This window comes from Butyrivibrio hungatei NK4A153, assembly GCF_000424465.1.
Classification (GTDB): Bacteria; Bacillota; Clostridia; order Lachnospirales; family Lachnospiraceae; genus Butyrivibrio; species Butyrivibrio hungatei_A.
In genome coordinates this window covers 72,269-97,684 of the sequence record NZ_AUJY01000012.1, presented here as the reverse complement: position 1 = coordinate 97,684, position 25,416 = coordinate 72,269, and the positions used below count along the sequence as shown (strand labels likewise).

Here is a 25,416-nt window from a genome sequence, read left to right as displayed (position 1 = left end):
ATGCGTGGATCCTAAAGTTTTAATCGCATATCTGTATACTTCTGAACCTTATCTTCAAACCCCAGTTTTTTATATATAGGATATCCTTCATCCGTTGCTACCAGATCAATGCGGCATATCTGATGCTCTTTGGCATATTCAATCATATTGCTCATAAGGCTCGTACAGATTCCTTTACCACGGTATTCTTCTTCTGTGTATACGCTTAGAACTTCTGAATCCAATCCATTTAGAAAAAATGGATTTGCCGGCTTCTCGATAATCAACAGATAAGCCGCAGCAACAAGCCTGCCCTCTGCTCTTGCTACAAACGCAATCAGCTTTTTCCCAAGTTCTCTCTCAAAATATCCCGGAAGCTGTTTTTCCATACCTTCTCTTTCTTCATCGGTTAATGAGCCAAAATCATCTGTCATATATAGAATTCTAAGCCTTACAAGTTCCGGAATATCGCTTATTGTTGCCGTATCGTATATAATACTTTCCTTATCCATCCACTTCACCGCCTTTCGAGTCTTTAATCCGATAGTAATCCTCCATCTTCACATTCAGTTTCACATAGAAATCTGCTTTTCGGTTGCTCACACGCTCAAGGAGCACACAGCTTTCCACATGCACAGTCCAAGGAAACATATCGCAGGGACGAATTGCTTTTATCTCATACCCGCCGTCTGCAAGAATGCGAAGATCTCTTGCGAGTGTTGCGGAGTCGCAACTTACGTACACAATCCTCTCAGGCTGCATCTTAAGCATTGTTTCAAGGCAGACCAAGTCGCAGCCTTTTCTTGGCGGATCGACTACGATCACATCGGGATGAAGGCTGGAGCCGTCGTCTCCACCGGATACAGTCTTTCTCTTTTTCTCATAAAACTCAGGAAGGACTTCTTCAGCTTTGCCGCAGTAGAACTCTGCATTAGATATTCCGTTTCGCTCGGCATTTCGCTTTGCATCCTCGATTGCTTCAGGAATAACCTCGATACCGTAGACTCTGCCTGCAGTCTTTGCCATAGACAAAGTAATGGTTCCTATTCCGCAGTATAGATCCCACACAGTTTCTTTTCCCGTAAGCGAAGCATATTCAATCGCCTGCTCATACAATTTCTTTGTCTGCACAGGATTAACCTGATAAAAAGAAAGCGGCGATATCTCAAATTTAAGTCCGCACAAAGTATCGCTTATTGTATCTTTTCCCCAGATAGTATGAACTTCAAGCCCCATGATAACGTTGGTCTTTTCTGTATTGATACTAACTGAAATACTGCTCATGCCTTTAACTTTAGAAAGCTTCTCGACAAGTGCCTTCTGTCCGTCGATATATTCTACCTGCGCACCACCTACTCCTGCTTTCTTCGCAGAGCCTGAAGCCGCGCGATAATTGATAACAAGACACACCATTATCTCGCCACTCGTAAATCCCTTTCGGATCAGAACATGGCGCACAAGGCCTTTTCCGGAAACTTCATCATACGGGCGCACGCGATTATCGACCATGTGAGATCTGATAATCTCCATGATCTCTTCATTCTCTTTAACTCCGATACAGCAGGACGTCATTGGAATGATATTGTGCGATCTTCCCGCATAAAAGCCCGTAACAACCTTGCCCTCTTTGTCACAGCCGACAGGGAACTGCGCTTTATTCCTGTACTCCCAAGGCTCATCCATTCCGATGATAGGCTTCATCACACTATCAACAATCTCCGAATCAAATCCGCCGAGTCTTACGATATTGTTTCTTACCTTGTTCTGCTTGAATTCAAGCTGTCTCTCATAAGACATGCTCTGAATCTGACATCCGCCGCACTGCCTCGCCACGGGACACTTCGGCGTTATACGATGCTCCGAAGGCTCAAGAACCTCTTCTAGATGCGCATAGGCATAGTTCTTCTTCGCCTTCATTATCTTCGCTTTAACTTTATCTCCGATAACTGCGTCCTTAATAAAAAGGGTATAGCCATTTATTTTGCCTATGCCCTCTCCATCATTTCCAATATCGGTTATATCGACTGTCAGGATGTCATCCTTTTTGTAGCCCGCAGTCGCAATATCTTTTTTACCACTCATATATCCCACCTGATTTTACTTCCAATGAAGCCTGTGAAGTTCGCCTTCTTTCTCAAGTCCCTTAAAATCATTCTGTCTAAGCGCCTCGTACAAAACAATCGCCACAGAATTGGACAGATTCAAAGATCTGATATCATTTCCCATAGGAATCCTGATACAGTTCTCCTCGTTCTCCACAAGAATCTCCTCAGGAATTCCGGCGCTCTCTTTCCCAAACATGATGAAATCATCCATGCCAAAAGAGACCTCGGTATAAGAGCGCTTTGCCTTTGTGGTAGCCATCCAGATCTTTGCCCCGGGGTGCTTTTCCTTGAAATCATTAAAGTCCATGTACCTTGTAACGTCGAGTCTTTCCCAGTAGTCCATTCCCGCGCGCTTTAGCTCTTTTTCATTGAGCCTGAATCCAAGCGGCTCTATAAGATGCAGCGAAGTTCCCGTAGCAACACATGTCCTTCCGATATTTCCTGTATTCTGCGGTATCTCCGGCTGATGTAAAACTATATGCATATCTTTCTATTACTCCTCGTCATCCGCATCCATGGATTTTGCCTTCGGAAGGGAAAAGATAAATTCCGTTCCGACGCCCTCTGTACTGATGACATTTATATTTTCTTCGTGTGCTTTGATTATCTCTTTTACAATGGCAAGGCCAAGGCCCGTGCCCTTCTTATCCTTACCTCTCGAAAGATCCGATTTGTAGAATCTGTCGAAAATAAGCTTCTGATCGTCCTTCGGGATTCCTATTCCGCTGTCTTTTACGGAAACAAATACCTTGCTGTGCTTCTCTGTAGTCTCGATCTTGATCGCAGAATTCTTATTGCTGAACTTGATCGCGTTATCAACAAGATTGTAAAGAACCTGCTGTATCTTGCTCATATCCGCACTTACAAGCATCTTGTCATCTGTGAGCACCAGATTGATCGCGATATTCTTGTTAAGGCATGTTCCTTCGAAAGACTCCGCAACCGTCCTGATAATGCTGTTTATGTCAAAATCGCTCTTATCAAGAAGCATCCCCGTTGTATTCAGATTGTTAAGAGTAAGCATCTCGTTTGTGAGCTTGGTAAGTCTGTCCGTTTCGTTGATAACTATTCCCAGATATCTGTCATGCATCTCAGGCGGTATCGTTCCGTCCTGCATTGCAACAAGATACCCTTTTATGGACGTAAGCGGCGATCTGAAATCATGCGAAACATTGGCGATGAATTTCCTCTGATCGTCCTCCTGCCTTGCTATCTCACCCGCCATATATGAAAGCGAAGCCGCAAGATATCCCATCTCATCCTCTGACTCAACAGAGAACTCGTAGCTCATATTTCCCACCGCGTACTGCTCGGTCGCGGTCGTGATCTTCCTAAGCGGCATATACACAAGCTCAGTGAAGAAGATAAGGATTATCAGGGACAAAAGAAATAACACAAGCAGCATCAGATACGAAATATCAAGAAACGCATTCGCCGACGCCTTTATTTCCGACAAAGGTTCATGAATAACAACATACGCCTGAACCTTCCAGTTAGCCGTTATCGGAGCAAAAACGCTTAAGTTTTCCTCGCTCAACTGTCCCCAGAAATCTCCTATCGTGTAATAAGAATTTCCGATAACCGTCGGATCAAAGTCCTTTATCGCAATTTCCTCGTTCTGCTTAAAAACCCTTGAAGAATCAAGCACAAGTCTTCCCGAAGGGTTAACTATCCAGATTACAGATTTATCCATGTACATGGACAAAGACACCAGCTGCTGATGAACCGTCTCAAGCGAAGCCATATTTGTATAAAGATCCGCCGCGTATGTATTTGCTATCTGCGTTGCGACGCGGTACATGTTGTCGGCCTTATCACGCCTCAAACGCTCAAAAGTCATGCTGTACACAAATGTCGCCACAACAATAAATCCGAAAATACCAAACAGCAAATATGCTAAAAGAAACTTTAAATAAAGTGTCCGTTTCATTTACTGTTGCACCTCAAATTTGTAACCGATTCCCCAGATCGTTGCTATTCTCCAGTTATCATGGTCATTGATCTTCTCTCTGAGTCTTTTGATATGCACGTCAACCGTTCTTGTGTCACCGACGTACTCATATCCCCAGATCTGATCAAGAAGCTGCTCTCTTGTAAAAACATGGTTCGGCGAAGCGGCAAGGAAATACAAAAGTTCCATTTCCTTCGGCGGCATATCGACTCTTTCTCCCATGTATGTCACAGAATAATTGGTCATATTGATCTCAAGGTTAGGATATCTCACAACCTTGTCGTCCGACTCTGTGGTCTCCTGCGTCTGCGGTTTGTATCTTCTAAGAACCGCCTTAACTCTTGCGACAAGTTCTTTTGAATCAAACGGCTTTTCCATATAGTCGTCCGCACCCATCTCAAGTCCCAGAACCTTATCAAAAACCTCTCCTTTTGCGGAAAGCATGATTATCGGAACCTGCGAAGTTGCCCTGAGCTCTCTGCACACCTGATATCCGTCAATTCCCGGAAGCATCAGGTCAAGAAGCACCAGATTGGGCTTGAAACTGTCAAAAGCATTTATCGCAGACTCACCGTCGTTGCATATCCTTGTTTCAAAACACTCTTTTACAAGATACAACGAAATAAGCTCCGCAATATTATTATCATCATCAACTATCAGAATTTTCTGTTTACTAACCATGTCTTATTATTTCCCTCACTTTATAAACGTAACTACGGTAACTCCTGCATCTCCCTCGCCGAATTCTCCCAATTTAAAAGATTTAACATACGGAACCGACTTAAGATGAGCATGAACTGCCTGTCTTAAAATTCCCGCACCTTTTCCGTGCACGACTCTCACATTGTTAAGATGTGACATATATGCATCGTCCAGATATTTATCAAGAGCGGCGATCGCATCATCACTGTTCTTGCCGATAAGATTCACCTCTGTTTTTATGCTTGCTGCGCGCGAAAGATCCATCTTACCGCTTCCCGAAGATCTTCCGTAAAATTTCTTCATTGCAGCCTTTCCATCATCCTCTTTTATGAGAACAAGATCTCTGATGTTTGCCTTAGTACGCATAATTCCACACTGCACATAGAGATTTCCGTCCTTATCAGGCTTTGAGCTTATTGTGCCTTTAAGCCCCATGGATACTATCTTTACGGATTCACCGAGCTTAAGTTGTGATTCTTTCAGGATAGGATGTGTCTCTTTTGCCTTCTCTTTTTTTGCAGATATCACTTTATTCTTGTCAGAAATCTTCTGACCTACACCGGTTCTGGCTCTCTCAAGATCCTGCATTGACGCTCCGGGACCGGCTTTTCTAAATACTCTTATAGTCTCATCCGCAACATTCTTGGCTTCCTGCAGAATATCCCTTGCCTGCTCGTTAGCTTCCCTGATAATGTCATCGCGCTGCTTATCAAGCTTGTCAGATTTCTCTTCAAGGCGCTTCTTGAGCTCTTCAACCTCTTTTTTGTATTCCGCGATCTCAAGCCTCTCGGACTCGATCGTCTTTCTGCTCATTTCAAGATCCGCAAGAAGATCCTCAAACTTTTTATCCTCAGTGCTTATCTGCTCTTTTGCCGCATCGATAATTTCTTCCGAAAGACCAAGCTTAGAAGAGATTGCAAAAGCGTTACTCTTTCCGGGAATACCGATAAGAAGCCTGTATGTGGGCTTAAGTGACTCCACATCAAACTCGCAGCTTGCATTCTGCACGCCCTCAGTATTGAGCGCATAAACTTTAAGCTCACTATAGTGCGTCGTTGCAAGCGTCCTGATATTTCTCTTATGAAGATCGTTAAGTATCGAAATGGCAAGAGCCGCTCCCTCAGTGGGATCCGTTCCCGCACCAAGCTCATCAAAAAGACACAGCGAATTCTCGTCTGCGTTTTTGAGGATCGAAACTGTATTTGTCATATGTGATGAGAACGTTGAAAGAGACTGCTCAATACTCTGCTCGTCTCCAATATCCGCATACACTTCATCGAACACCGAAAGCTCAGACCTGTCACCTGCCGGTATCGCAAGTCCCGCCTGTCCCATTATGGTCAAAAGACCTACTGTCTTAAGCGTTACAGTCTTACCACCGGTATTGGGGCCCGTGATTATGAGCATTCCAAAGTCTTTTCCGGCATAAACATCTATCGGAACAACCTTGTTCTTGTCGATAAGAGGATGTCTGCCCTTCCTGATATCAAAATAGTGACGGTCGTTGAACACAGGCGGAATCGCATTGATCTCAAGCGCATAAGATGCCTTGGCAAAAACAAAATCAAGATCCGTCATTATCTCAGAGTTATATCTGATATCATTTACATGCTCCGAAACTTTTACGCTAAGCTCAGCAAGAATCTTATCAATCTCAGCACTTTCATGAAGCATAAGCTCTTTTAACTTGTTGTTGAGCTCAACCACTGCCGCAGGCTCGATAAAAAGAGTCGATCCCGAAGACGACTGGTCGTGAACAAGTCCGTTTATCTGTGACTTATACTCCGCCTTAACAGGAATACAATATCTGTCTCCACGCATGGTAACGACCGCATCCTGAAGATATGTCCTCATGGATCCGTTAATCATCCTGCCGAGCTGCTCATGTATCCTGTCGTTGGTAAGCATAATATCGCGTCTGATATGCTTGAGCGCAGGGCTCGCATCGGAACTTATCTCATCTTCCGAAACAATGCACCTTCTAATTTCCTGCGCAACAAAAGTAAGAGGCTCCAAAAGTTCAAAGCTCTCTGAAAGAGAATCTCTTGATTCGCCGTCTCTCTGCGGTCTTCCGTATGACTTTACCCTGTTTACGTTATCCAAAAAAGCCGCTACCTTGAGAAGATTGGCCGCGTCCAAAGAGCTTCCGATCTTGAGTGCCTTGAGAACACCTGTAAAATCCTTGTTATCTCCAAAAGAAACCGAACCTTTTTTGAATATCCTGTCGATTCCGTCTTTTGTCTTCTGTAGATTTTTTCTGATCTCTTTTATATCAGACGACGGCTCAAGCTCCCTGCAAAGCTTCTTTCCGGGTTCTGAGCTTGCATGTTCCGTAAGTTTCTCTGTTATTTTATCGTACTCGAGTACGTGAAGTGCTTTCTGATTCATCCTATAGTCCTTAATACCACATCTTTTACACAATTATCCAAATTACAGTTTATCATTTATAAGACCCTGTGGCTAGTGTCCTTAGTGCCCTACTAGTATTCAGCCGTAAAAGCGGATATAATTGGAGAGTAAAACGGAGGAAATGATATGCCTTTTAATGATCAGGACGAAAACAAAAAAGATACCTCGTTTATAAGCGAAAAGATAAAACAGCGCCCCATAAACAGAAAGAAACTTATACAAAGAACGATAATAACTGCTTCAATGGCAGTCGTATTCGGACTTGTTTCGTGTCTTACATTTCTTCTGCTACAGCCTCTTTTGAGTGACAAACTATATCCCGAAAGCCAGCCCGAGCCGATCACGCTCCCGGAAGAATCCGCCAGTGACGAGCTGACTCCCGAAGAAATGTTTGCAGACGATAATGAAATTGCTGAAAATGAGGCTCAGATCAATGAAGAAAATCAGAAAAACCAGCTGGAAGAGGCTATTGCTTCTTACGCTTTAAACGGATCTGACTTTGCAAAAATAATGACGTCTTCTCTTAAAGGCGTAGCAGATGAAGCATCCAGAAGCATTGTAAGAGTAACCGGCGTTTCCAACAACACCGACTGGTTCAGCGACTCTTTTGAGAACAACGGTGCATCGGGAGTTATCGTTGCGGACAACGGAACGGCTCTTTTTATCCTTGTTCCGTCATCTGCAGTAAAAAATGCCAAGAACATCAGAGTAACATTTAGTGATGAATCCATGGCTGATGCTGAGATGTGCCTAACCGACAACGTAACGAAACTGTGCGTTATCAGCGTCAAACTCTCATCCATGCAAGAATCCACCAAGGAAACGATAAAAACTGCAGATTTTGCAAATACCAATTTCACCAATCTGACTGCAGTCCCTGTTATTGCGATTGGAAGCCCCACAGGTATTCAAAGATCTGTTTCTATCGGACTGATAACTTCTGATAAGTCTCCACTTTATCTGGCAGACTCAAATTATAAGATAATTACAACCGATATGCCCGGAAACAGCGACAGCACAGGCGCCATTATTGATTTAAACGGTAAGCTTCTCGGTATCATCGATATGACTCACAACAGTGAAGAGAACAAGAAAAATCGCAAAGTTTTGGAAAATCACATATCTGCGATAGCAATAACCGAGTTGAGAAACCTCATAGAGGACCTTTCCAACAAGAAACCTCGCGCTTATTTCGGAGTCTATGGCAAAAATATTCCTGCTGCAATACGTGATGAAATGAACATGCCGCAGGGAGCCTATGTTACTTCCACGGAAGAATCTTCACCTGCAAGAAAAGCTCTGATCCAGAGCGGCGACATCATAACAAAGCTCAACAACGAAGACATTATCTCTTTTGACGCTTTTGTGAAAAAGCTTGCTGATTGCGCCCCGGATGATATAATATCAGTTACTGTAATGAGACAATCAACCAAAGGTTATACAGAGATTAAAACGCAGGTTACGCTTGAAAGCGCAACTCACGATTAATTTTTAGAAAGAGGCTTTCAATGAAATTTTTAAAAGACTTAAGACCCGGCGACAGAATAGCAGATATCTACATGTGCAAACACAAGTTAAGTGCCACCACTAAGAACGGAAAAGAGTATTTCTCCGTTACTCTTCAGGACAAAACAGGCACCGTGGATGCCAAGATCTGGGAGCCCAACAGTGAAGGAATCGACGACTTCGACGACGCAGACTATCTTGATATTTTCGGCGAAGTAACAAGTTTTAACGGCGCAATTCAGATCAACGTTAAACGTGCAAGAAAATGCCACGAAGGCGAGTACGATCCCGCGCTGTACCTTCCCGTATCATCTAAAGACAACGACGTAATGTACAAAGAACTACTCGGAATAATCGGAACCATTGAAAATCCTTATCTCAAGAAGCTCCTGGAAGAATTCTTTGTACAGGACGAGGATTTTATAAACAAGTTCCGCAAATCAAGCGCAGCAAAAACTGTTCACCACGGCTTTATCGGCGGACTTTTGGAACACACTCTCAGCGTAACAAAACTTTGCGATTACTACTGCAAGTCTTATCCCGTTCTTAAAAGGGACCTGCTCCTTACTGCAGCAATGTGCCACGATATCGGTAAAACAAGAGAGCTTAGCCTTTTCCCCACAAACGATTACACGGATGAAGGTCAGTTCCTTGGACATATCGTTATCGGTGCCGAGATGATAAACGATAAGGTGAAAAACATTAATGGCTTCCCCACTCTCTTAAAGCAGGAGATCATACACTGCATTCTTGCTCACCACGGGGAATACGAGTACGGTTCACCCAAGAAGCCTTCAATTATCGAGGCTGTAGCGCTCAACCTTGCAGATAATACCGACGCCAAGATGGAGACATTCACAGAAATCCTGAACAACATAACAGAGCCCGGTTGGCAGGGATACAACAAGTTATTTGAAACAAATCTTTATGATTCGAAATTAGATATCTGATCATGATAGAGCAAAACCCCGAAGGAACCTTCCTTCGGGGTATTTTTTTATAATCTTGATATAAAGTTTTCAAGTCTCTCCATTGCAGCCTTAAGATTCTCCAGCGAATATGCATATGATATTCTGATATATCCTTCTCCGCAGTCACCAAAAGCTGTTCCGGGAACAACCGCAAGCTTCTCTTCTTTGAGTAGTCTCGTACAGAAGTCATCACTTGTCATTCCAAATTTCTTAATGCAAGGGAACACATAAAATGCTCCATATGGCTCAAAACAAGGAAGTCCAATGCGCTTAAACTCGTTAAGAAGATATCTTCTTCTGTGGTTGTACTGCTCACGCATCATCTTAACATCATCATCGCCGTTTTTGAGTGCCTCTACAGCAGCATACTGGCTGGTTGTCGGAGCACACATGATTGCGAACTGATGAATCTTGACCATCTGCGCCATGATTTCTTCAGGTCCGCAAGCGTATCCAAGTCTCCAACCGGTCATGGCATATGCCTTAGAGAAACCGTTTATCAAAATAGTTCTCTCTTTCATTCCGGGAAGTGAAACAATAGATACATGCTTTCCCTTGTATGTAAGTTCTCCGTATATTTCGTCGGAAATGATATAAAGATCTTTTTCTCTTACAACTTCTGCGATCTTTTCAAGATCCTCTTTTTCCATAACCGCACCTGTCGGGTTATTTGGGAATGGAAGCACCAGAATCTTGGTCTTATCCGTTACCTTCTCAAGAACTTCTTCCGCTGTAAGTCTGAACTCATTTTCTTCCTTAAGCTCTATTATAACAGGCTTTGCATCGGCAAGTATTGCGCAGGGCTCGTATGAAACATAGCTGGGCTGAGGAATGAGAACCTCATCTCCCGGATCTATCATTGCTCTAAGTGCAAGGTCGATTGCTTCAGATCCACCTACCGTTACAAAAATCTCTTTTATCGGATCATAGGTCACTCCCTGAGTTCTCTTGATATACTCAGAAATTTCCGTCCTAAGCTCCTTTAATCCGGAGTTGGAAGTATAGAATGTTCTTCCCTTCTCCAGTGAATAGATGCCCTCATCTCTTATATGCCAAGGTGTATCAAAATCAGGCTCTCCCACCCCCAGTGATATTGCCCCTTCTGTTTCCTGAACAATGTCAAAAAACTTTCTGATGCCCGAGGGCTTTATATCAACAATCTTCTTACCTATCGGATTTCTCATGGTGTTATCTTCTCCCTTGTGTCTTCGTACTTTCTGGTCAGTATTGTTCCGTGATCCTTGTATTTCTTGAGAATAAAGTGTGTCGCGGTACTGAGCACAGTATCAAGTGTAGCAAGCTTATTGTTTACAAAGCCCGCCACTTCCTGCAGAGTTTTGCCTTCAAGAATTACCATAAGGTCAAAACCTCCGCTCATGAGATAGACACTCTTAACTTCGGGATATTTGTATATTCTCTCAGCGATGCTATCAAAACCAAGGCCTCTCTGAGGTGTAACCTTAACTTCTATAAGGGCATTCACCTTATCAATGCTTGTTTTTGACCAGTCAACCATTGTATGATAACCGCAAATTACACCTTCGTCCTCAAGGGCTTTAAGCTCATTTGCGACTGTTATTTCTTCTGAACCGATAAGAATGCTAAGTTCCTTAACATCTATACGGCTGTTTTTCTCAATAATCGTTAAAATTTCTTCTCTGATGCTCATAACTTATCTCCATCCTCCTGTTATTCATCCCGATATATATAATACTACAAAAATCGGTTTCTGAGCATTTATCCCAGTATTTTATGTATCATATCGCATCCCGGCATATCCAGAAACCTTGATTCATCTGCATTTGTGATAATCTTGTCGTTTCCACTTTTTAAATATCCGACAACTTTCGCGGGTATTCCCTCTTTTTCCAGCTCTGCGACCAGTCTGTCACCATCTTCACACGCAAAAAGAAGTGCACCTCCCGACAAAAGCTGATATGGATTAATCTCATAAAACTCGCAGATTTCTACCGTTTCCTGTCGTATCGGAATACTTTTTAAATCCACGCAAAGTCCGGTTCCAGCACGCTCTGCGATATCCCAAAGTGAGGCGTATACTCCCCCGTTCGAAATATCGGTAACAGCAACTGCGCCGGACTTAATGGCGACTGCAGCCTCTTTCGCGACGCTAAGATAATTTTTAAAATCAATCGCATCTCTGATAAATGGATCCGGGTATTTGACGCAGAGCTCATCATGTCCCTGCTGCGCCAACATTGCTGTTCCTTCAAGCCCTATCCACTTTGTAATAACAAGTGCCAGACCATCTTTAAGATTGTCATTCTTGCCTATATCAAAACCGGCATCCTTCGTAGTTCCTACGCAGTTTGCTGTTATAACAGGTCTTGTAACTGCACTTGTCACCTCTGTGTGTCCACCCGCATAGGTAACTCCATATTCATTGCATGCCGCTATTATGTCCCTTACGATTGCTTTTAACTGTTTTTCCTCAGTCTCCTCGGGAAGAAGAATTGACACTGTCACATGTGAAGGCTCGATTCCATGAATGACAATATTACCGATTGCTTTCATAGCCGCATAATAACCTGCACATGCGACATTTTCAGTAACCGGACATACTGCGGAGTAAACCTTCTCAGACTCAGAAAAAGCGCAGTCTGTCCCTACAGCTGCGCTAGTCTCTTTTCTATGTTCTGTTTTTATCAATTTCAACACGGATCTCTTAAGAGTATTCTCTGAAATTTTGCCTATCTTCATGCCTTCTCCGAGTATTGATCAGTTTTTTAGCCTTCGCTTAATACGCTCTTTTTCTTTTTCGTTCCTTCAGCTACAGGCTTATCATTTCTTGCTTCTGCACCATCAAGCTCTGATTCTGTAGTAGCAGTCTTCTTTTTATCAGAATCTGACTCTGTACTTACGCTTGCTGTTACAGACTTCTTCTTACCAAGCTCCTGTGCAACATTACGTACAGTCTTAATTTCTTTAGACTCCATTGCTAACTTAAGCTCATCAATATCTGCCTGTGTTGCACCCTTTGTTCCAACCATGATGATTCTGGGAACCATGTTGTATGTGCTTGTATTGATTATCTTAGTTGCAGATTCAACACCATCTTCCTCAACAACCTTGCAAAGCTGAGACTTATATCCAAGGTGTGCAGACTGCATTCCAACATAGCCAAGTGCCTGTGAAGGATCTGTCATGTACTTGTCTTCTGAAGCAGGAGTCTTATCAAGAATAATGCTCTTGTATGTAACTTTTCTTCCTGCAGGTCTGTTGTCATGTCCATAAATTGTAAATGTGACATGCTTATCAGGTGTGCAGACAGCCTCAATGTAAATAGGCGAATCTGTATTGTTTCTAAACTTGAAATCCTTACCGCCTGACTGCGCAATAGCAGCATCTGCAGAAGGCTCAACGTAAGACACGATCATTGAATGATTGTGTCTCTCTGTAACGTCAAGTTCTGCCAAAAGAACTGCGTTATAAAGAGTTGATGATACCTGACAGATACCACCACCGATACTCTCAACAACAAGACCGTTCAAGTATGAACCGGCCGGATAATAACCATTTTCCTCACTGAATGGTGTGATTGTATCAAGAACTGAAAGCTCCTGTCCGGGCTCAAGTCTGATTCCATCCAAACGGGCGCACGCATTTTCAATATTCGCACTTCTTGCGGCACCTGAATCTCTGTATCCTGTAGTGTATGTTCCGAGAACATCACTCATCTTCTGCAATTCATCTAAATTTTTGAAAGCATCAACAGTCTTTACTGCAAGCTCAACCTCATTGTTTTCAGGAGTCCATGAATTGGCAATAAAGTCCTTAATGATTGCTTTGGATTCATCAGAATTTACGATGTATGCTGTCATTCCTGATGTCTGCTTATCGCCTTCACCTTCCTTACGAGCCTGTTCTCTCTTATCCTTGTTGACCTTTTTAGCTTTTTCTTCTTTCTCTTTTTCCTTCTCAAGGTCTATCTTTTCCAGATTTTCATTGAATTCCGTATTACATTTACGGATTATCGTTGTAAGGGCTTCGTCATCAATACCATAATCGATATCGAACTTAACGGCATTCTCTTCAACATCCTTGCCTTCTTTGTATCTCTCTACTACGTTGCCTTCGTGTCCAACAGCATACGCATCCTTGACAACATCAGGGTTTCCCCATGATATTCCCAAATCTGAGCCCTTAACCGGAATCTTTTTTCCGTTTCCACCTGTGAGAATCAATTCACCATCAACTACTTCTTTTACCTTGCTGGCAACAGCCTCCTTAGCTTCTTCGATCGTCATCCCAGACGCATCGATGTCCCCAATCATTACGCCCTTTGCTATCGTGTTGCTTGCAGCCGAAACCTGTTCCACCGGAATAGCTGCTAAAGTAAGTACCGAAAGAGCGAGTCCGCAAAAAAATCTCTTCATAATACTTCCACTTCCTACTTTCCTTTTGTCCTAATTTGTCCTATAAGCGTTATTTTGTGCTAAAATTGTACGTGAAAAACTATCAAATGTGTTTATGGAAGGTAATTATAGATGAAATTTCCCTTTTTAGCAAGTATTATTATTGTCGCATTTTTTTTTAATGTTAGCATGCGTCGAGTTAGCAGAAAAGAAGAGGCTCGCGAGATGAGCTTCTGGGAAAAAGAACGAAAATCCAACAATGTCAGAAGAAAAAGTCTCGAAAATCTCGATTATATCTGCATTCCCGTAGACGTTCTTCCGTTCGGAACATCCGGAAGCAACAAAGAACTTGAAAATTCTGAACAAAATGTGCTCGCATTGAAGGATGAAAAGATTGTCAATCTCACGGGAATCACCAACACCGATCTAAAGCTGGAGTACGGAACCGCCAATATTACTGAGCTTTCGCTCTACGATCAAAACTATACCGCTCTTGTTCGCGCACTTCAAAACTGGGGCAAAGCACTTTACGATGCAGGCCGCTACGAGGACTCTGCCAAAGTTCTTGAGTTTGCCGTAAAAACCAGATCGGATATCACTGCAACCTATAAACTCCTGATCGACATGTACAAGACAAAATTATTTCTTAGTGCTCCCGAGATTGAAAAGAAGATTAATTCATTAATTCCTATAGCAGATAATCTTAACTCACTTAGCAGACTAACAATTCTTAAGCTTCTCGGATGTGATGTGACAACCGATAAAAAACATGCTTCTGCTCATAAGATTAATGCCACTTAATTGATTGCAAAATAATATGTTTTTAAAACACTATATTAATAGGAAGAAACTCATTCAATTATGACTCCTTTTCATTAATATTAGCATTAGAAAAATTATTTTAATCGTCATCAGGTTAAACATTTTCAACGACTAATATAATCCTTGCGAATCAAAAAAGCATCTTTTCAGATCTGTTTGATAAAAATCTGAAAAGATGCTTTTCTATTTTTTATATTTTGCGGAATAACGTTAATCTAAATTTCGACTAATTTTTAGCTGCCTGAAGTAGTTTATCTTTTAACTGATTTTCAATTTGTGTAAGCTCAGCTTCGGCTTCTCGACGCTTTTCTTTTCCTTCTGTTTGAATTTTAAGAACCTCATCGAGTGTAGAAATAAGAGATTCGTTTGTATGTTTTAATGTATCAATATCCACGATTCCGCGTTCAGCTTCTTTCGCACTCTCAATTGTAGCAACCTTAAGTGCATCAGCATTCTTCTTTAAAAGCTTGTTCGTCATATCGTTAACTTCTCTTTCAGCCTTTGCAGCCTGTGTTGAATGCTCTATACCGATTGCGATTACCATCTGATTCTTCCAAAGAGGAATTGTATTTACGATGGTTGACTGGATTTTCTCAGCCATAACGGTATTTGAACTCTGTACCATTCTGATCTGAGGACCTGTCTGCATTGCAATTGTCCTTGTAAGTTCAAGATCGTAGATTTTTTTCTCAAATCTATCGCAAAGACTTGCAAAATCCTTCGCTTTTTCAGCATCTTCGGGAAGTCCCGATTCTGCTGCTTTTTTCTGAAGATCTACAAGTGTATTGTTTCTCTCTTCTTCAAGTTTCTTCTTTCCAGCAAGAATATACATAGAGAGCTCTTTGAAATAATTGAGATTGAGCTCATACATTCTGTCGAGAATCTCAACGTCTTTCATAAGTGTAACCTGATGCTTCTCAAGCTCGTTACTTATGGTCTGAACATTTGTCTCAACTTTGCTGTATTTAGCCTTGATTGCTTCGAACTTGTTGGCGCCTCTCTTAAACAACGCTTTAAGTCCCTTCTCATCTTCAGCTATCTCAAAGTCCTTGAGCTGTGTAACAAGGTCAGTGATCATTCCGCCAACTTCGCCCATATCCTTAGTTTTTACGTTATCAAGCGCTTTCTCGGAAAAATCTGCAAGTTTCTTCTGCGTTCCAACGCCGTAATTCATAATTCCCGATGAATTCGAAATATCTATCTGCTTGCTGAATTCTTCAACCTGCTTTAGTTCTTCGGCTGAAAGCTGCGCTTCCATAGCTACATTTCCGTTATCCTTAGCGTTTTCTTTGGGTTCTTCCTGCGTAGCCTGTGCTTCTTCCGCGCCAAAAGACAAAGTAGGTGCAGCAGGTGCTGCATCGAAATTAAATTCTTCGCTCATAAATCCTCCTTAAAATCATTACCCTAATTACTCTTTCATCTGCATGGCAACACCACTCTCAGTCAATCCGTCCTGTGCCATCATTGTTTTCATAACTGAAATATCCGAAGAAATATCCCATGCCATATCCTGGAACATACTATCAAGAAGTTTCTCAAATGCCATATTTATGGTATCCATTGCCTGGCTTATTTCTTTCTTGGTCTGAACTATATTCTCCCCGGCATCAGGCTGCTTATCAAGTTCAACATAAGCAGAAAGAAGTTTTCTGGTGGTAGGAAGATAATAATTCATCAATTTGTGAAGATCGTCCGCGCTCTGGTTGTCTTTTTTAACCTGAGCAAAAATCCTGTTCATGATTTCTTCCAAACGATACAACTTATCGGACATCTCCTCGGTATCGGGAATAACATCATTTATCTTTCTTACAAATTTAATATAGTCATCGCCTTCTTCCAGAATACTTCTGACTTCAGACGTCATGCCTTCAAGGTCTGCTTTCTTTGCCGCATCTTTTTCAAGTGCTCTCTTTTCTCTTTCGAGTTTGTCCTGTTCTGCACCGATGTAGAGATTATATGCATTATCGGTGATCATCAGATTTTTCTCTTTGGCATCAAATCTGGCTCTGGGAAGGAACCCTGCTTTTATCATCTCTTTAAGTTCCCTGACAACCTCTTTATCTGTCTTAAGCAACTTTGCAGCAAGTTTACTTATCTCAAAATACTCCACATCTCCGACGAGTTGTCCGTATTCATAAAATTTCTTGGTGAGACTAAGCTTTTTGGCCCCTTTAAAAACCTGATAAACACAAAATAATAAAAGAAAAGCCGGAAGTACAGCAACAGGATGCGCACCTGCGGCAAGTAACACGGCAAGTGACACCGGCATCAGGCATACCGTGCCGATACTTCCAAATAATATCGAACCGGTTCCGTTATATCTGGAAACTCTTTTCATTAAAAAAGGTATCTGCTTTAACGGTTTGGCCTGTGTATAAGGTACATAGCCGGTCTTTCGCTCATAGTTATACCCATATTTCTGTCCGCCGGGTCTATTCTGTCTTCCGCTCGCATAAGTTGTTTTTCTGTCTATAGATGTGACAGTAACCGCCTTTACCGTATTTGCTATGTCGGAAGCAAGCTTACTGTAGTCATTCTTTTCAATCGCTATTGAGACATCTCGCAAAATATCTTTGCCCATGTCCGCAAGCTCATCGGGTAAATTCTTTGCCATCTGTTCCTCCATACGCCCAATACTTTTTATCTGATAACTATCAAAATAAAAAACAAGCGTACATATAATTTTACAGTATTATATCACAAAAGACAATTTCTCAAAAATGCGTCAAAATGGGTTCCCGAAGAATCGGTCAACTCTCCGGAAACCCACTGTTTATAGCACTTATTCCTTTTTTACTTTACGGGAAGTTCAACTTTATCAAGCTTCCAAACTTCGTCTACATACTCCTGAATAGTTCTGTCAGATGAAAACTTTCCGCAGCATGCGGTGTTCAAAAGAGCCATCCTTGCCCAGCGCTTCTTATCGGCATATGCTTCCGATATTCTTCTCTGCGCCTCAAGGTATGCCTCGAAATCCTTCAAAATAAAGTATTGGTCGGCCTTCGAAGAATTATTTGTATTAAGAAGGCAGTTATAAAGCGGTCTAAAGAGCTCTTTATTCTTTGAGAACGTTCCGTCAACCAGCATATTAAGAACAGTCTTTACGTTAGGATTGTTATTGTAAATGTCCATGGGATTATAGCCGCCGTTTTTCTCATAGTCCATTACTTCCTGAGAAGAAAGGCCGAAAATAAAGGCATTCTCTTCACCCACTTCATTTACAATCTCGACATTGGCACCGTCCATGGTTCCAAGTGTAACGGCTCCGTTGAGCATCATCTTCATGTTTCCCGTTCCTGAAGCTTCTTTACTTGCTGTTGAGATCTGCTCGGAAACATCCGCTGCCGCAAAGATAAGTTCAGCGTTTGATACCCTGTAATCCTCGATAAATACAACCTTTATCTTGCCTCCGATAGAAGCATCTTTGTTGATGACATCCGCCACTGAATTAATTAACTTAATTGTTAGCTTAGCAGTTAAGTACCCCGCAGCGGCCTTTGCTCCGAAGATATATGTCTTGGGATAAAAGTCTTTATTCGGATGGCTCTTGATGTCATGATACTTATACATAACCTGCAGAATATTAAGGAGCTGTCTCTTATATTCATGAAGCCTTTTTACCTGAACATCAAATATGGAATTGGGATCGACTTCAATATTGTTGTGCTCAAGAATATATTTCGCCAAACGCTCTTTATTCTTGTGCTTGATCTCCATAAACTCAGCCTGAGCCTTCTTGTCATCCGCATAACTCTTTAGCTTATCCATCTGAGAAAGATCGGTTATCCAGCCATCTCCGATCTTTGCCGTAATCCAGTCTGCCAAAAGAGGATTCGCATGAAGAAGGAATCTTCTCTGAGTAATTCCGTTTGTTTTATTATTAAACTTCTCAGGCATCATCTCATAGAAATCCTTAAGCTCTCTCTTCTTAAGAATCTCGGTATGAAGCTGAGCAACGCCGTTTACAGAATGTCCTCCGACAATCGCAAGGTGCGCCATTTTTACCTGATTGTCATAGAGAATTGCCATGCTCCTTATCTTGGACTGAACATCCATTCCCGGAGAATTTGTGTACTGTCTCATTATCTGATCCACAAATCTTCTGTTTATCTCATCAACAATCTGATATATTCTGGGCAAAAGTCTCTGGAACAAATCAACCGGCCATTTTTCCAGCGCTTCTGACATTATGGTGTGGTTCGTATAGCAGCATGTCTTAACAGTTACTTCCCACGCCTCATCCCAGGTGAGATAATACTCGTCCATAAGAAGACGCATAAGTTCGGCAACCGCAACAGTCGGATGTGTATCGTTAAGCTGGAATACTGCTTTTGTGTAGAATTTCTTGATATTGTCATGATCCTTTAGGTATCTCTTAAGCGCAGTCTGCACCGATGCGGATATAAAGAAATACTGCTGTTTTAATCTGAGCTCTTTTCCCGCGATATGATTGTCGTTCGGGTAAAGAACTTCGCAAAGCTGGCTTGCAAGGTTCTCCTGCTCTACAGCTTTCTGATAATCGCCCTTATCAAAAGAATCAAGCTGGAAGCACTGTATCGGCTCCGCATCCCATATTCTCAAGGTGTTGACCATACCGTTTCCGTATCCGAGGATAGGAAGATCGTACGGAATTGCTCTTACAACCTGATATCCTTCCTGTTTAAATACTGTCCTTCCGGTATCATCGGTATAGACATTTACATATCCGCCAAACTTAACCTCTTTGGCGTATTCATTTCTTCTAAGTTCAAAAGGATTGCCGTTTTCAAGCCACGCGTCCGGCACTTCGACCTGATAACCGTCACGGATAGTCTGCTTGAACATTCCATACTTATAGCGGATTCCGCAACCGTAAGCCATATACCCAAGAGTTGCCAAAGAATCGAGGAAACATGCCGCAAGTCTTCCAAGACCACCGTTTCCAAGCGCGGGATCGGGTTCCTGGTCCTCTACGACATTAACGTCTATTCCAAGCTCATCCAAAGCCTCTTTTACCGCTTTATAAGCCTGAAGATTTATAAGATTGTTCCCAAATGCCCTACCCATGAGAAATTCCATGGACATATAGTAAACTATCTTAGGATCCTGCTCTGCCGCAGCTTTCTGAGTAGTCATCCAGTGATCTATGATTGCATCTTTTATAGCATACGCCGAAGCCTGATATATTTCCTGCGGAGTAGCCTCTTCCATTGTTTTCCTGTAAAGAGTCTTCACATTATACAACACGCTTCGCACAAACAATTCTTTGTCAAAAGGTAATGTTTTCTTCTTCATGCTGCCTCCTAAAAAAATATTGCGATGATATTTTTCCTATCGAGACTGTTACGTTAATATTTTACCGCAAAACCGACTATTATTCCACTCATATAAAGGCACAAAAATAGCCTTAGAGAAATCTTGTTTCCCTAAGGCTATACGTTTTAACAATAATATATCAGACTTTCTCTACGCCGATAGTAACTTTCTCGCCGTTGATATCCCATTCTTTTGCATTGGCAACGTCTGTACCGAATACGATCTCATTAGCAAGAACCTTGGTTGCGATGCTGTCGTTATTATCCTTGACGATTGCTGCAAGCTTATCGTTTCCGTTAAGTGATACTTTGATGTGATCCATTACTTCAAAGCCGGAATCCTTACGCATTGTCTGGATCTTACTGATAACTTCAAGTACAAATCCTTCTTTGATAAGCTCTTCTGAAAGGTTTGTATCAAGAACAACAGTAATTCCCCAGTTCTCCTGTGAAATGAAGCCTTCCTTCTGCGCGATCTCGATAAGAAGATCTTCCTTAACAAGCTCTACATCAACATCATTTACATTGAATTTGATGCTACCGTTTGTATTAAGCTCGTCCATTGTGGCATTTCCGTCAAGCTTCTCAAGATAAGCCTTGATAGCTCCGATGTTCTTGCCGTACTTAGGTCCGAGTGTCTTAAGCTGAGGCTTGAAGCTGTAGCTTGTGAAGTCTCTTACATCATCTGTGAAAGATACTTCCTTAACGTTGAGCTCTTCTCTGATGATCTCTTTGTAGAACTCTCCTACAGTCTCTTCTGCCTTAACGTACATTGTTCCGATAGGCTGACGGTTCTTGATGTTGGCTGCATTTCTTGCCGCACGTCCGAGAACTACGATATCAAGAACTTCTTCCATATCCTTCTCAAGCTTCTTGTCGATGAACGCTTCATCCGCAACAGGGAAGTCGCAGAGATGGATACTCTCGGGAGCATCAGCAAAACTCTTTCTTACAAGATTCTGATAGATTTCCTCAGTCATGAAAGGAACCATCGGTGCTGCAGCCTTGCAGATTGTTACAAGTGCAGTGTAAAGAGTCATGTAAGCAGAAATCTTATCCTGTTCCATTCCCTTTGCCCAGAAACGCTCTCTGCTGCGACGAACATACCAGTTGGACATCTCGTCAACAAAGTTATCAAGGGCTTTTCCTGCCTCAGGGATTCTGTAATTTTCAAGGTTTTCATCAACCGCTTTTACGCAGCTATTAAGTTTTGAAAGAAGCCATTTATCCATTACAGTGAGCTTATCGGGCTCAAGCTTGTAATTAGCCGCATCAAATCCATCGATATTTGCATAAAGCACAAAGAATGCATATGTATTCCAAAGTGTTCCGAGGAACTTACGCTGTCCTTCCTGAACCGCATCACCTGAGAAACGGCTTGGAAGCCAAGGCGCGCTGTTTACATAGAAGTACCATCTGATCGCATCTGCGCCGTACTTTGCAAGTGCATCAAAAGGATCTACCGCATTTCCCTTGGACTTACTCATCTTCTGTCCGTTTTCATCCTGTACAAGTCCGAGAACTATAACGTTCTTAAACGCAGGCTTGTTGAAAAGAAGTGTTGCCTCAGCATGAAGTGAATAGAACCATCCTCTTGTCTGATCGACAGCTTCCGAAATGAACTGAGCAGGGAACTGCTTCTCAAAGAGTTCCTTGTTCTCAAATGGATAGTGGAGCTGAGCGAAAGGCATTGCTCCTGAATCGAACCAGCAGTCGATAACTTCTTTTACACGGTGCATTTTCTTGCCGCACTTAGGACAAGTAATCTCAAATTTATCAATATAAGGTCTGTGAAGTTCTGTAGTCTCAGCTGAAGGATCTCCGGAAAGCTCAGCGAGCTCTTTTCTTGAACCAACTGAAAGCTGGTGTCCGCAGTCATCACACTCCCAGATATTAAGAGGTGTTCCCCAATATCTGTCACGTGAGATACCCCAGTCCTGAATATTCTCAAGCCAGTCACCGAAACGTCCCTTACCGATTGACTCAGGAATCCAGTTGATCTCTTTGTTGTTGCGGATAAGGTCGTCCTTAACTTCTGTAACCTTGATGAACCAAGATGAACGAGCATAGTAAAGAAGGGGTGTTCCACATCTCCAGCAGTGAGGATAATCGTGCTCCATCTTAGGTGCAGCGAACAAAAGACCTCTCTTATCAAGATCTTTTAATACCTCGGGATCCGCACTTACAGCGCCCTCATCCATTTCTTTCTGAGTAGGCTTACATCTCATTCCGCCAAAAGGTGTCTCGGGTCTTAATTTACCCTCTGAATCTACCATCTGTACAAGAGGAGCGTCATACTTACGTCCGACACGAGCATCGTCTTCACCGAATGCAGGAGCGATATGTACGATACCTGTACCGTCTGACATGGTTACATATGTATCACAATAGATAAAGAATGCTTTCTTATGCTGTTTCTGAGCTTCATCAGCCGCACACTGATACAAAGGCTCATACTCTTTGTACTCAAGGTCTGTTCCTACGTATGTTTCGAGAACTTCGTACGCCTTCTGACCTTCTTCTTTTACAAGAGAGCCAAGCACCTTATCTGCAAGTGCCTCGGCAAGATAATATACATTGCCGTCAACAGCCTTAACCTTGATATATTTCTCATCAGGGTTAACGCAAAGACCGATATTTGAAGGAAGTGTCCAAGGTGTTGTTGTCCATGCAAGGAAATAAGCATCCTCATCCTTTACCTTGAAACGAACTACCGCTGTACGCTCTTTCAAAAGCTTATAGCCCTGAGCAACCTCGTGTGATGAAAGAGGTGTTCCACAACGAGGACAGTAAGGAACTACCTTGAAGCCCTTGTAAAGAAGACCTTTTTTCCAGATCTCGTTAAGAGCCCACCACTCGGACTCGATGAAATTGTCATCATATGTGATGTAGGGGTGCTCCATATCAGCCCAGAAACCTACTGTGCCGGAGAAATCCTCCCACATTCCCTTATATTTCCATACGGATTCCTTACATTTCTGGATGAAGGGCTCCATTCCGTATTCTTCAATCTGCTCTTTTCCATCAAGATTAAGGAGTTTCTCAACTTCAAGCTCAACAGGAAGACCGTGTGTGTCCCAGCCTGCCTTACGAGGAACTGTATAACCCTTCATTGTACGGTATCTGGGAATCATATCCTTGATAGCACGTGTAAGAACGTGTCCGATATGAGGCTTTCCGTTAGCTGTCGGAGGGCCGTCATAGAACATATACATTTCACCCTTGCTTCTGGTATCTACACTTTTTTTGAAAATGTCTTCTTTTTTCCAGAACTCTTCAATCTTCTTTTCTCTGCCGACAAAGTTCATGTCTGTTTCAACTTTGTTATACATTTGAAAACTCCTCTCTTTCAAATAAATAAGACCTCGTCCTTTTTTGTAAAAAGGACGAGGTCGTTAATTTACACTCGTTATACCACCTGTTTACACATACGCGCCAAGAGCTGTCATACAACATCCCGGTTGAATACGCTCCCCGTTAACGCCGGGATACACGTCAAAATCTACTGTCATTTCGATTTCGCAGCTCAGAAGTGATTTTCTGTCAGTTCCTACTCGCACCGGTTCGCACCGACCACCGGCTCTCTGAAAGCTTTCAAATACTGCGTACTGTCTTCGTCATAGCTTTTTTATCTTCTTTAATAATGCATTATATTACTACTAATCTCCTAAATACGCAAGTCTGATTTTTAGCCTGCTAAGCTAACCAGATTATCATAAATAGCTAAGAAGCCTCTCAACATCGGCTGTCTCGGTAGCCCAATCTGTTGCGAATCTGATTACGGTATGATCTTCGTCGTATTTCTCCCAGAATCCGTATCTGACATTCTTGCTAAGCTCCTCCAATTTTTCATTGGAAACCACAACAAATTGCTGGTTTGTGGGAGAATCAAGGAATATCTTGTATCCTTTGCTCTTAAGACCTTCTTTTAACAGATCTGCCGCTTCGATAGCTTTTTTGCTGATATCAAAGTAGAGATTGTCAGTAAACAATGTGTCAAACTGAAGTCCAAGAAGCCATCCCTTTGCAAGAAGTGCACCGTGCTGCTTGATCACAGGAATCGGATGCTTCGTTGTTACGCCTTTGGTGAAAACAACCGCTTCGCCAAAGAGCGCGCCGACCTTAGTACCGCCGATATAGAAAACATCCGCATATTTTGCGATATCCTCTATAGTCACATCGGTTCTTTTGCTCATAAGACCGTATCCGAGCCTTGCTCCGTCTATAAAGAGCGGAATATTATACTTCTTGCAGACACTTGAGATACTCTCAAGTTCTTTTTTCGTATAAAGAGTTCCGTATTCTGTGGGATGCGAAATATAAACCGCTCCCGGAAATACCATGTGCTCATGGTTTGCGTCATCATAGAAATTTGAAATAAGCTTATCCACTTCGGCTGCGGACAACTTACCTATATCCGATCCGTATTTCTCAGTAGCCTTCTCTTCTCCGCGTCCGGGAACCGTAAGTACCTTGTGTCCCGCATGCTCAATGGCGCCCGCCTCATGTGCCGCAATATGTCCGGTTTCAGCCGCAACGATTCCCTCATATGGCTGAAGGAGCATATCGATTATTGTCTGATTGGTCTGCGTTCCGCCTACAAGGAAAAAGACCTCTCCGTCAGGACATCCGCACACTTTCTTTATCTTCTCGGCAGCGCTCTTGCAGTACTCATCCGTGCCGTAACCGTCTATCTGCTCAAAATTTGTCTCCGTAAGGCGCTTTAAGATCTGCGGATGCGCGCCCTTTGTATAATCACTGGAAAATGAAATTCTATTATCCATACTCTTGTCCTCTTTATGCTTTTATTAATCAAAAGAAACTGTGGAAAAATCTATTACTTCTTCCAAAGTCTTTGCAAACAGTTCAAGTCCTGCCTTGTCATCTTCGTTAAATCTGTTAAGGCTGGGGCTGTCTATATCAAGCACTCCCACAACCTTGCCATCTTTGTGAAGCGGTACAACAATCTCCGAATTGGACGCACTGTCACATGCGATATGTCCTGCAAATTCGTGAACATTCGCAACAAGCTGTGTCTCATCGTTTTCTGCCGCTGTTCCGCAAACACCCTTTCCAAGCCGGATTCTGATGCATGCAACTTTTCCCTGGAATGGCCCAAGTAAAAGAGATCCTTTATCCATAAGGTAAAAACCTGCCCAGTTCAGGTCTTCCATATTGCCATATAAAAGCGCTGAGGCATTGGACAACACCGGAATGAAATTAGGTTCATCTTCTGCCATAACTTTTATCTGTGCAGCAAGCAACTTGTAATCTGTCATGTATGATACTCCTTATACAAAATCA

Annotated in this window: 19 protein-coding genes and 1 other annotated feature; of the genes, 3 read left to right on the top strand and 16 right to left on the bottom strand. The window is 42.4% G+C overall.

The window, feature by feature from the left end:
• Nucleotides 1–11: 11 nt before the first annotated feature.
• The 6 genes from G628_RS0108240 to G628_RS0108215 are packed head-to-tail and all read right to left on the bottom strand — an operon-like array spanning nucleotide 12 to nucleotide 7,125.
• The gene (locus tag G628_RS0108240; RefSeq protein WP_026667265.1) at nucleotides 12–491 is read right to left on the bottom strand and encodes a GNAT family N-acetyltransferase; all 480 of its coding nucleotides are present in this window, start codon (nucleotides 489–491) and stop codon (nucleotides 12–14) included.
• Nucleotides 484–2,061: a 23S rRNA (uracil(1939)-C(5))-methyltransferase RlmD gene (gene rlmD / locus G628_RS16840; RefSeq protein ID WP_081670616.1), complete on the bottom strand. Its 1,578-nt coding sequence runs from the start codon at nucleotides 2,059–2,061 to the stop codon at nucleotides 484–486. Before rlmD ends, G628_RS0108240 begins: the two co-directional genes overlap by 8 nt.
• A 15-nt stretch (nucleotides 2,062–2,076) precedes the next feature.
• Nucleotides 2,077–2,568 carry a tRNA (uridine(34)/cytosine(34)/5-carboxymethylaminomethyluridine(34)-2'-O)-methyltransferase TrmL gene (gene trmL / locus G628_RS0108230; protein ID WP_027208911.1) on the bottom strand — a complete coding sequence of 164 codons (492 nt, stop codon included), beginning with the start codon at nucleotides 2,566–2,568 and terminating at the stop codon, nucleotides 2,077–2,079.
• A 9-nt stretch (nucleotides 2,569–2,577) separates the two neighbouring features.
• Nucleotides 2,578–4,014, bottom strand: coding sequence for a sensor histidine kinase (locus G628_RS0108225; protein ID WP_026656385.1), 1,437 nt, complete (start codon nucleotides 4,012–4,014; stop codon nucleotides 2,578–2,580).
• The gene (locus G628_RS0108220) at nucleotides 4,015–4,716 is read right to left on the bottom strand and encodes a response regulator transcription factor (protein WP_026656384.1); all 702 of its coding nucleotides are present in this window, start codon (nucleotides 4,714–4,716) and stop codon (nucleotides 4,015–4,017) included.
• Between the two features lie 15 nt (nucleotides 4,717–4,731).
• Nucleotides 4,732–7,125, bottom strand: coding sequence for an endonuclease MutS2 (locus tag G628_RS0108215; protein ID WP_026656383.1), 2,394 nt, complete (start codon nucleotides 7,123–7,125; stop codon nucleotides 4,732–4,734).
• A gap of 147 nt (nucleotides 7,126–7,272) precedes the next feature.
• Between G628_RS0108215 and G628_RS16835 the strand changes: the two genes are divergently transcribed.
• Both G628_RS16835 and G628_RS0108205 read left to right on the top strand, forming a co-directional pair.
• Nucleotides 7,273–8,634, top strand: coding sequence for a S1C family serine protease (locus G628_RS16835; RefSeq protein WP_051199098.1), 1,362 nt, complete (start codon nucleotides 7,273–7,275; stop codon nucleotides 8,632–8,634).
• A gap of 20 nt (nucleotides 8,635–8,654) precedes the next feature.
• Nucleotides 8,655–9,602: a 3'-5' exoribonuclease YhaM family protein gene (locus tag G628_RS0108205; RefSeq protein ID WP_026667268.1), complete on the top strand. Its 948-nt coding sequence runs from the start codon at nucleotides 8,655–8,657 to the stop codon at nucleotides 9,600–9,602.
• 47 nt (nucleotides 9,603–9,649) lie between these two features.
• Here G628_RS0108205 and G628_RS0108200 read toward each other — a convergent pair whose 3' ends face one another.
• The 4 genes from G628_RS0108200 to G628_RS0108185 all read right to left on the bottom strand — a co-directional run bounded on the left by G628_RS0108200 (nucleotide 9,650) and on the right by G628_RS0108185 (nucleotide 14,017).
• Entirely contained in the window at nucleotides 9,650–10,807 is a 1,158-nt protein-coding gene (locus G628_RS0108200) for a pyridoxal phosphate-dependent aminotransferase (RefSeq protein ID WP_026656381.1), read from the bottom strand.
• On the bottom strand, nucleotides 10,804–11,286 hold the full coding sequence (locus G628_RS0108195; protein ID WP_027208910.1) for an Lrp/AsnC family transcriptional regulator: 483 nt from the start codon (nucleotides 11,284–11,286) through the stop codon (nucleotides 10,804–10,806). Before G628_RS0108195 ends, G628_RS0108200 begins: the two co-directional genes overlap by 4 nt.
• A gap of 74 nt (nucleotides 11,287–11,360) precedes the next feature.
• Nucleotides 11,361–12,341, bottom strand: a complete 981-nt coding sequence (locus tag G628_RS0108190; RefSeq protein ID WP_026667269.1) for an AIR synthase-related protein — start codon at nucleotides 12,339–12,341, stop codon at nucleotides 11,361–11,363.
• A gap of 26 nt (nucleotides 12,342–12,367) precedes the next feature.
• Nucleotides 12,368–14,017 carry a VanW family protein gene (locus G628_RS0108185; protein WP_026656378.1) on the bottom strand — a complete coding sequence of 550 codons (1,650 nt, stop codon included), beginning with the start codon at nucleotides 14,015–14,017 and terminating at the stop codon, nucleotides 12,368–12,370.
• A gap of 168 nt (nucleotides 14,018–14,185) precedes the next feature.
• On the opposite strand from G628_RS0108185, the gene G628_RS0108180 reads away from it, so the two are divergent.
• Complete coding sequence (locus G628_RS0108180; protein ID WP_196803735.1) at nucleotides 14,186–14,797, top strand: hypothetical protein; 612 nt, start codon at nucleotides 14,186–14,188, stop codon at nucleotides 14,795–14,797.
• Nucleotides 14,798–15,044: 247 nt separating this feature from the next.
• On the opposite strand, the gene G628_RS0108175 is transcribed toward G628_RS0108180, so the two are convergent.
• The 6 genes from G628_RS0108175 to G628_RS0108150 all read right to left on the bottom strand — a co-directional run bounded on the left by G628_RS0108175 (nucleotide 15,045) and on the right by G628_RS0108150 (nucleotide 25,391).
• Complete coding sequence (locus tag G628_RS0108175) at nucleotides 15,045–16,199, bottom strand: toxic anion resistance protein (protein WP_027208909.1); 1,155 nt, start codon at nucleotides 16,197–16,199, stop codon at nucleotides 15,045–15,047.
• A gap of 27 nt (nucleotides 16,200–16,226) precedes the next feature.
• The gene (locus G628_RS18120) at nucleotides 16,227–17,432 is read right to left on the bottom strand and encodes a 5-bromo-4-chloroindolyl phosphate hydrolysis family protein (RefSeq protein WP_051199097.1); all 1,206 of its coding nucleotides are present in this window, start codon (nucleotides 17,430–17,432) and stop codon (nucleotides 16,227–16,229) included.
• Nucleotides 17,433–17,611: 179 nt separating this feature from the next.
• Nucleotides 17,612–20,092, bottom strand: a complete 2,481-nt coding sequence (locus G628_RS0108165; RefSeq protein ID WP_027208908.1) for a glycogen/starch/alpha-glucan phosphorylase — start codon at nucleotides 20,090–20,092, stop codon at nucleotides 17,612–17,614.
• A gap of 160 nt (nucleotides 20,093–20,252) precedes the next feature.
• Nucleotides 20,253–23,444, bottom strand: a complete 3,192-nt coding sequence (ileS, locus tag G628_RS0108160; protein WP_027208907.1) for an isoleucine--tRNA ligase — start codon at nucleotides 23,442–23,444, stop codon at nucleotides 20,253–20,255.
• A 47-nt stretch (nucleotides 23,445–23,491) separates the two neighbouring features.
• Nucleotides 23,492–23,742: a binding site (T-box leader), on the bottom strand.
• A gap of 83 nt (nucleotides 23,743–23,825) precedes the next feature.
• Nucleotides 23,826–24,896 (bottom strand): threonine aldolase family protein, encoded by a 1,071-nt coding sequence (locus G628_RS0108155; RefSeq protein WP_027208906.1) that lies wholly within the window; start codon nucleotides 24,894–24,896, stop codon nucleotides 23,826–23,828.
• A gap of 24 nt (nucleotides 24,897–24,920) precedes the next feature.
• Complete coding sequence (locus G628_RS0108150; RefSeq protein WP_026656372.1) at nucleotides 24,921–25,391, bottom strand: GAF domain-containing protein; 471 nt, start codon at nucleotides 25,389–25,391, stop codon at nucleotides 24,921–24,923.
• Nucleotides 25,392–25,416 lie beyond the last annotated feature (25 nt).

Coding starts and splice junctions, on each gene's coding strand:
- rlmD (WP_081670616.1), bottom strand. CDS start 2,061: ATGAGTGGTAAAAAAGATATTGCGACTGCGGGCTACAAAAAGGATGAC.
- G628_RS0108225 (WP_026656385.1), bottom strand. CDS start 4,014: ATGAAACGGACACTTTATTTAAAGTTTCTTTTAGCATATTTGCTGTTT.
- G628_RS0108200 (WP_026656381.1), bottom strand. CDS start 10,807: ATGAGAAATCCGATAGGTAAGAAGATTGTTGATATAAAGCCCTCGGGC.
- G628_RS0108150 (WP_026656372.1), bottom strand. CDS start 25,391: ATGACAGATTACAAGTTGCTTGCTGCACAGATAAAAGTTATGGCAGAA.
- G628_RS0108180 (WP_196803735.1), top strand. CDS start 14,186: ATGCGTCGAGTTAGCAGAAAAGAAGAGGCTCGCGAGATGAGCTTCTGG.
- G628_RS0108220 (WP_026656384.1), bottom strand. CDS start 4,716: ATGGTTAGTAAACAGAAAATTCTGATAGTTGATGATGATAATAATATT.
- G628_RS16835 (WP_051199098.1), top strand. CDS start 7,273: ATGCCTTTTAATGATCAGGACGAAAACAAAAAAGATACCTCGTTTATA.
- G628_RS0108240 (WP_026667265.1), bottom strand. CDS start 491: ATGGATAAGGAAAGTATTATATACGATACGGCAACAATAAGCGATATT.
- G628_RS18120 (WP_051199097.1), bottom strand. CDS start 17,432: ATGGCAAAGAATTTACCCGATGAGCTTGCGGACATGGGCAAAGATATT.
- G628_RS0108215 (WP_026656383.1), bottom strand. CDS start 7,125: ATGAATCAGAAAGCACTTCACGTACTCGAGTACGATAAAATAACAGAG.
- G628_RS0108185 (WP_026656378.1), bottom strand. CDS start 14,017: ATGAAGAGATTTTTTTGCGGACTCGCTCTTTCGGTACTTACTTTAGCA.
- G628_RS0108165 (WP_027208908.1), bottom strand. CDS start 20,092: ATGAAGAAGAAAACATTACCTTTTGACAAAGAATTGTTTGTGCGAAGC.
- G628_RS0108190 (WP_026667269.1), bottom strand. CDS start 12,341: ATGAAGATAGGCAAAATTTCAGAGAATACTCTTAAGAGATCCGTGTTG.
- ileS (WP_027208907.1), bottom strand. CDS start 23,444: ATGTATAACAAAGTTGAAACAGACATGAACTTTGTCGGCAGAGAAAAG.
- trmL (WP_027208911.1), bottom strand. CDS start 2,568: ATGCATATAGTTTTACATCAGCCGGAGATACCGCAGAATACAGGAAAT.
- G628_RS0108175 (WP_027208909.1), bottom strand. CDS start 16,199: ATGAGCGAAGAATTTAATTTCGATGCAGCACCTGCTGCACCTACTTTG.
- G628_RS0108205 (WP_026667268.1), top strand. CDS start 8,655: ATGAAATTTTTAAAAGACTTAAGACCCGGCGACAGAATAGCAGATATC.
- G628_RS0108155 (WP_027208906.1), bottom strand. CDS start 24,896: ATGGATAATAGAATTTCATTTTCCAGTGATTATACAAAGGGCGCGCAT.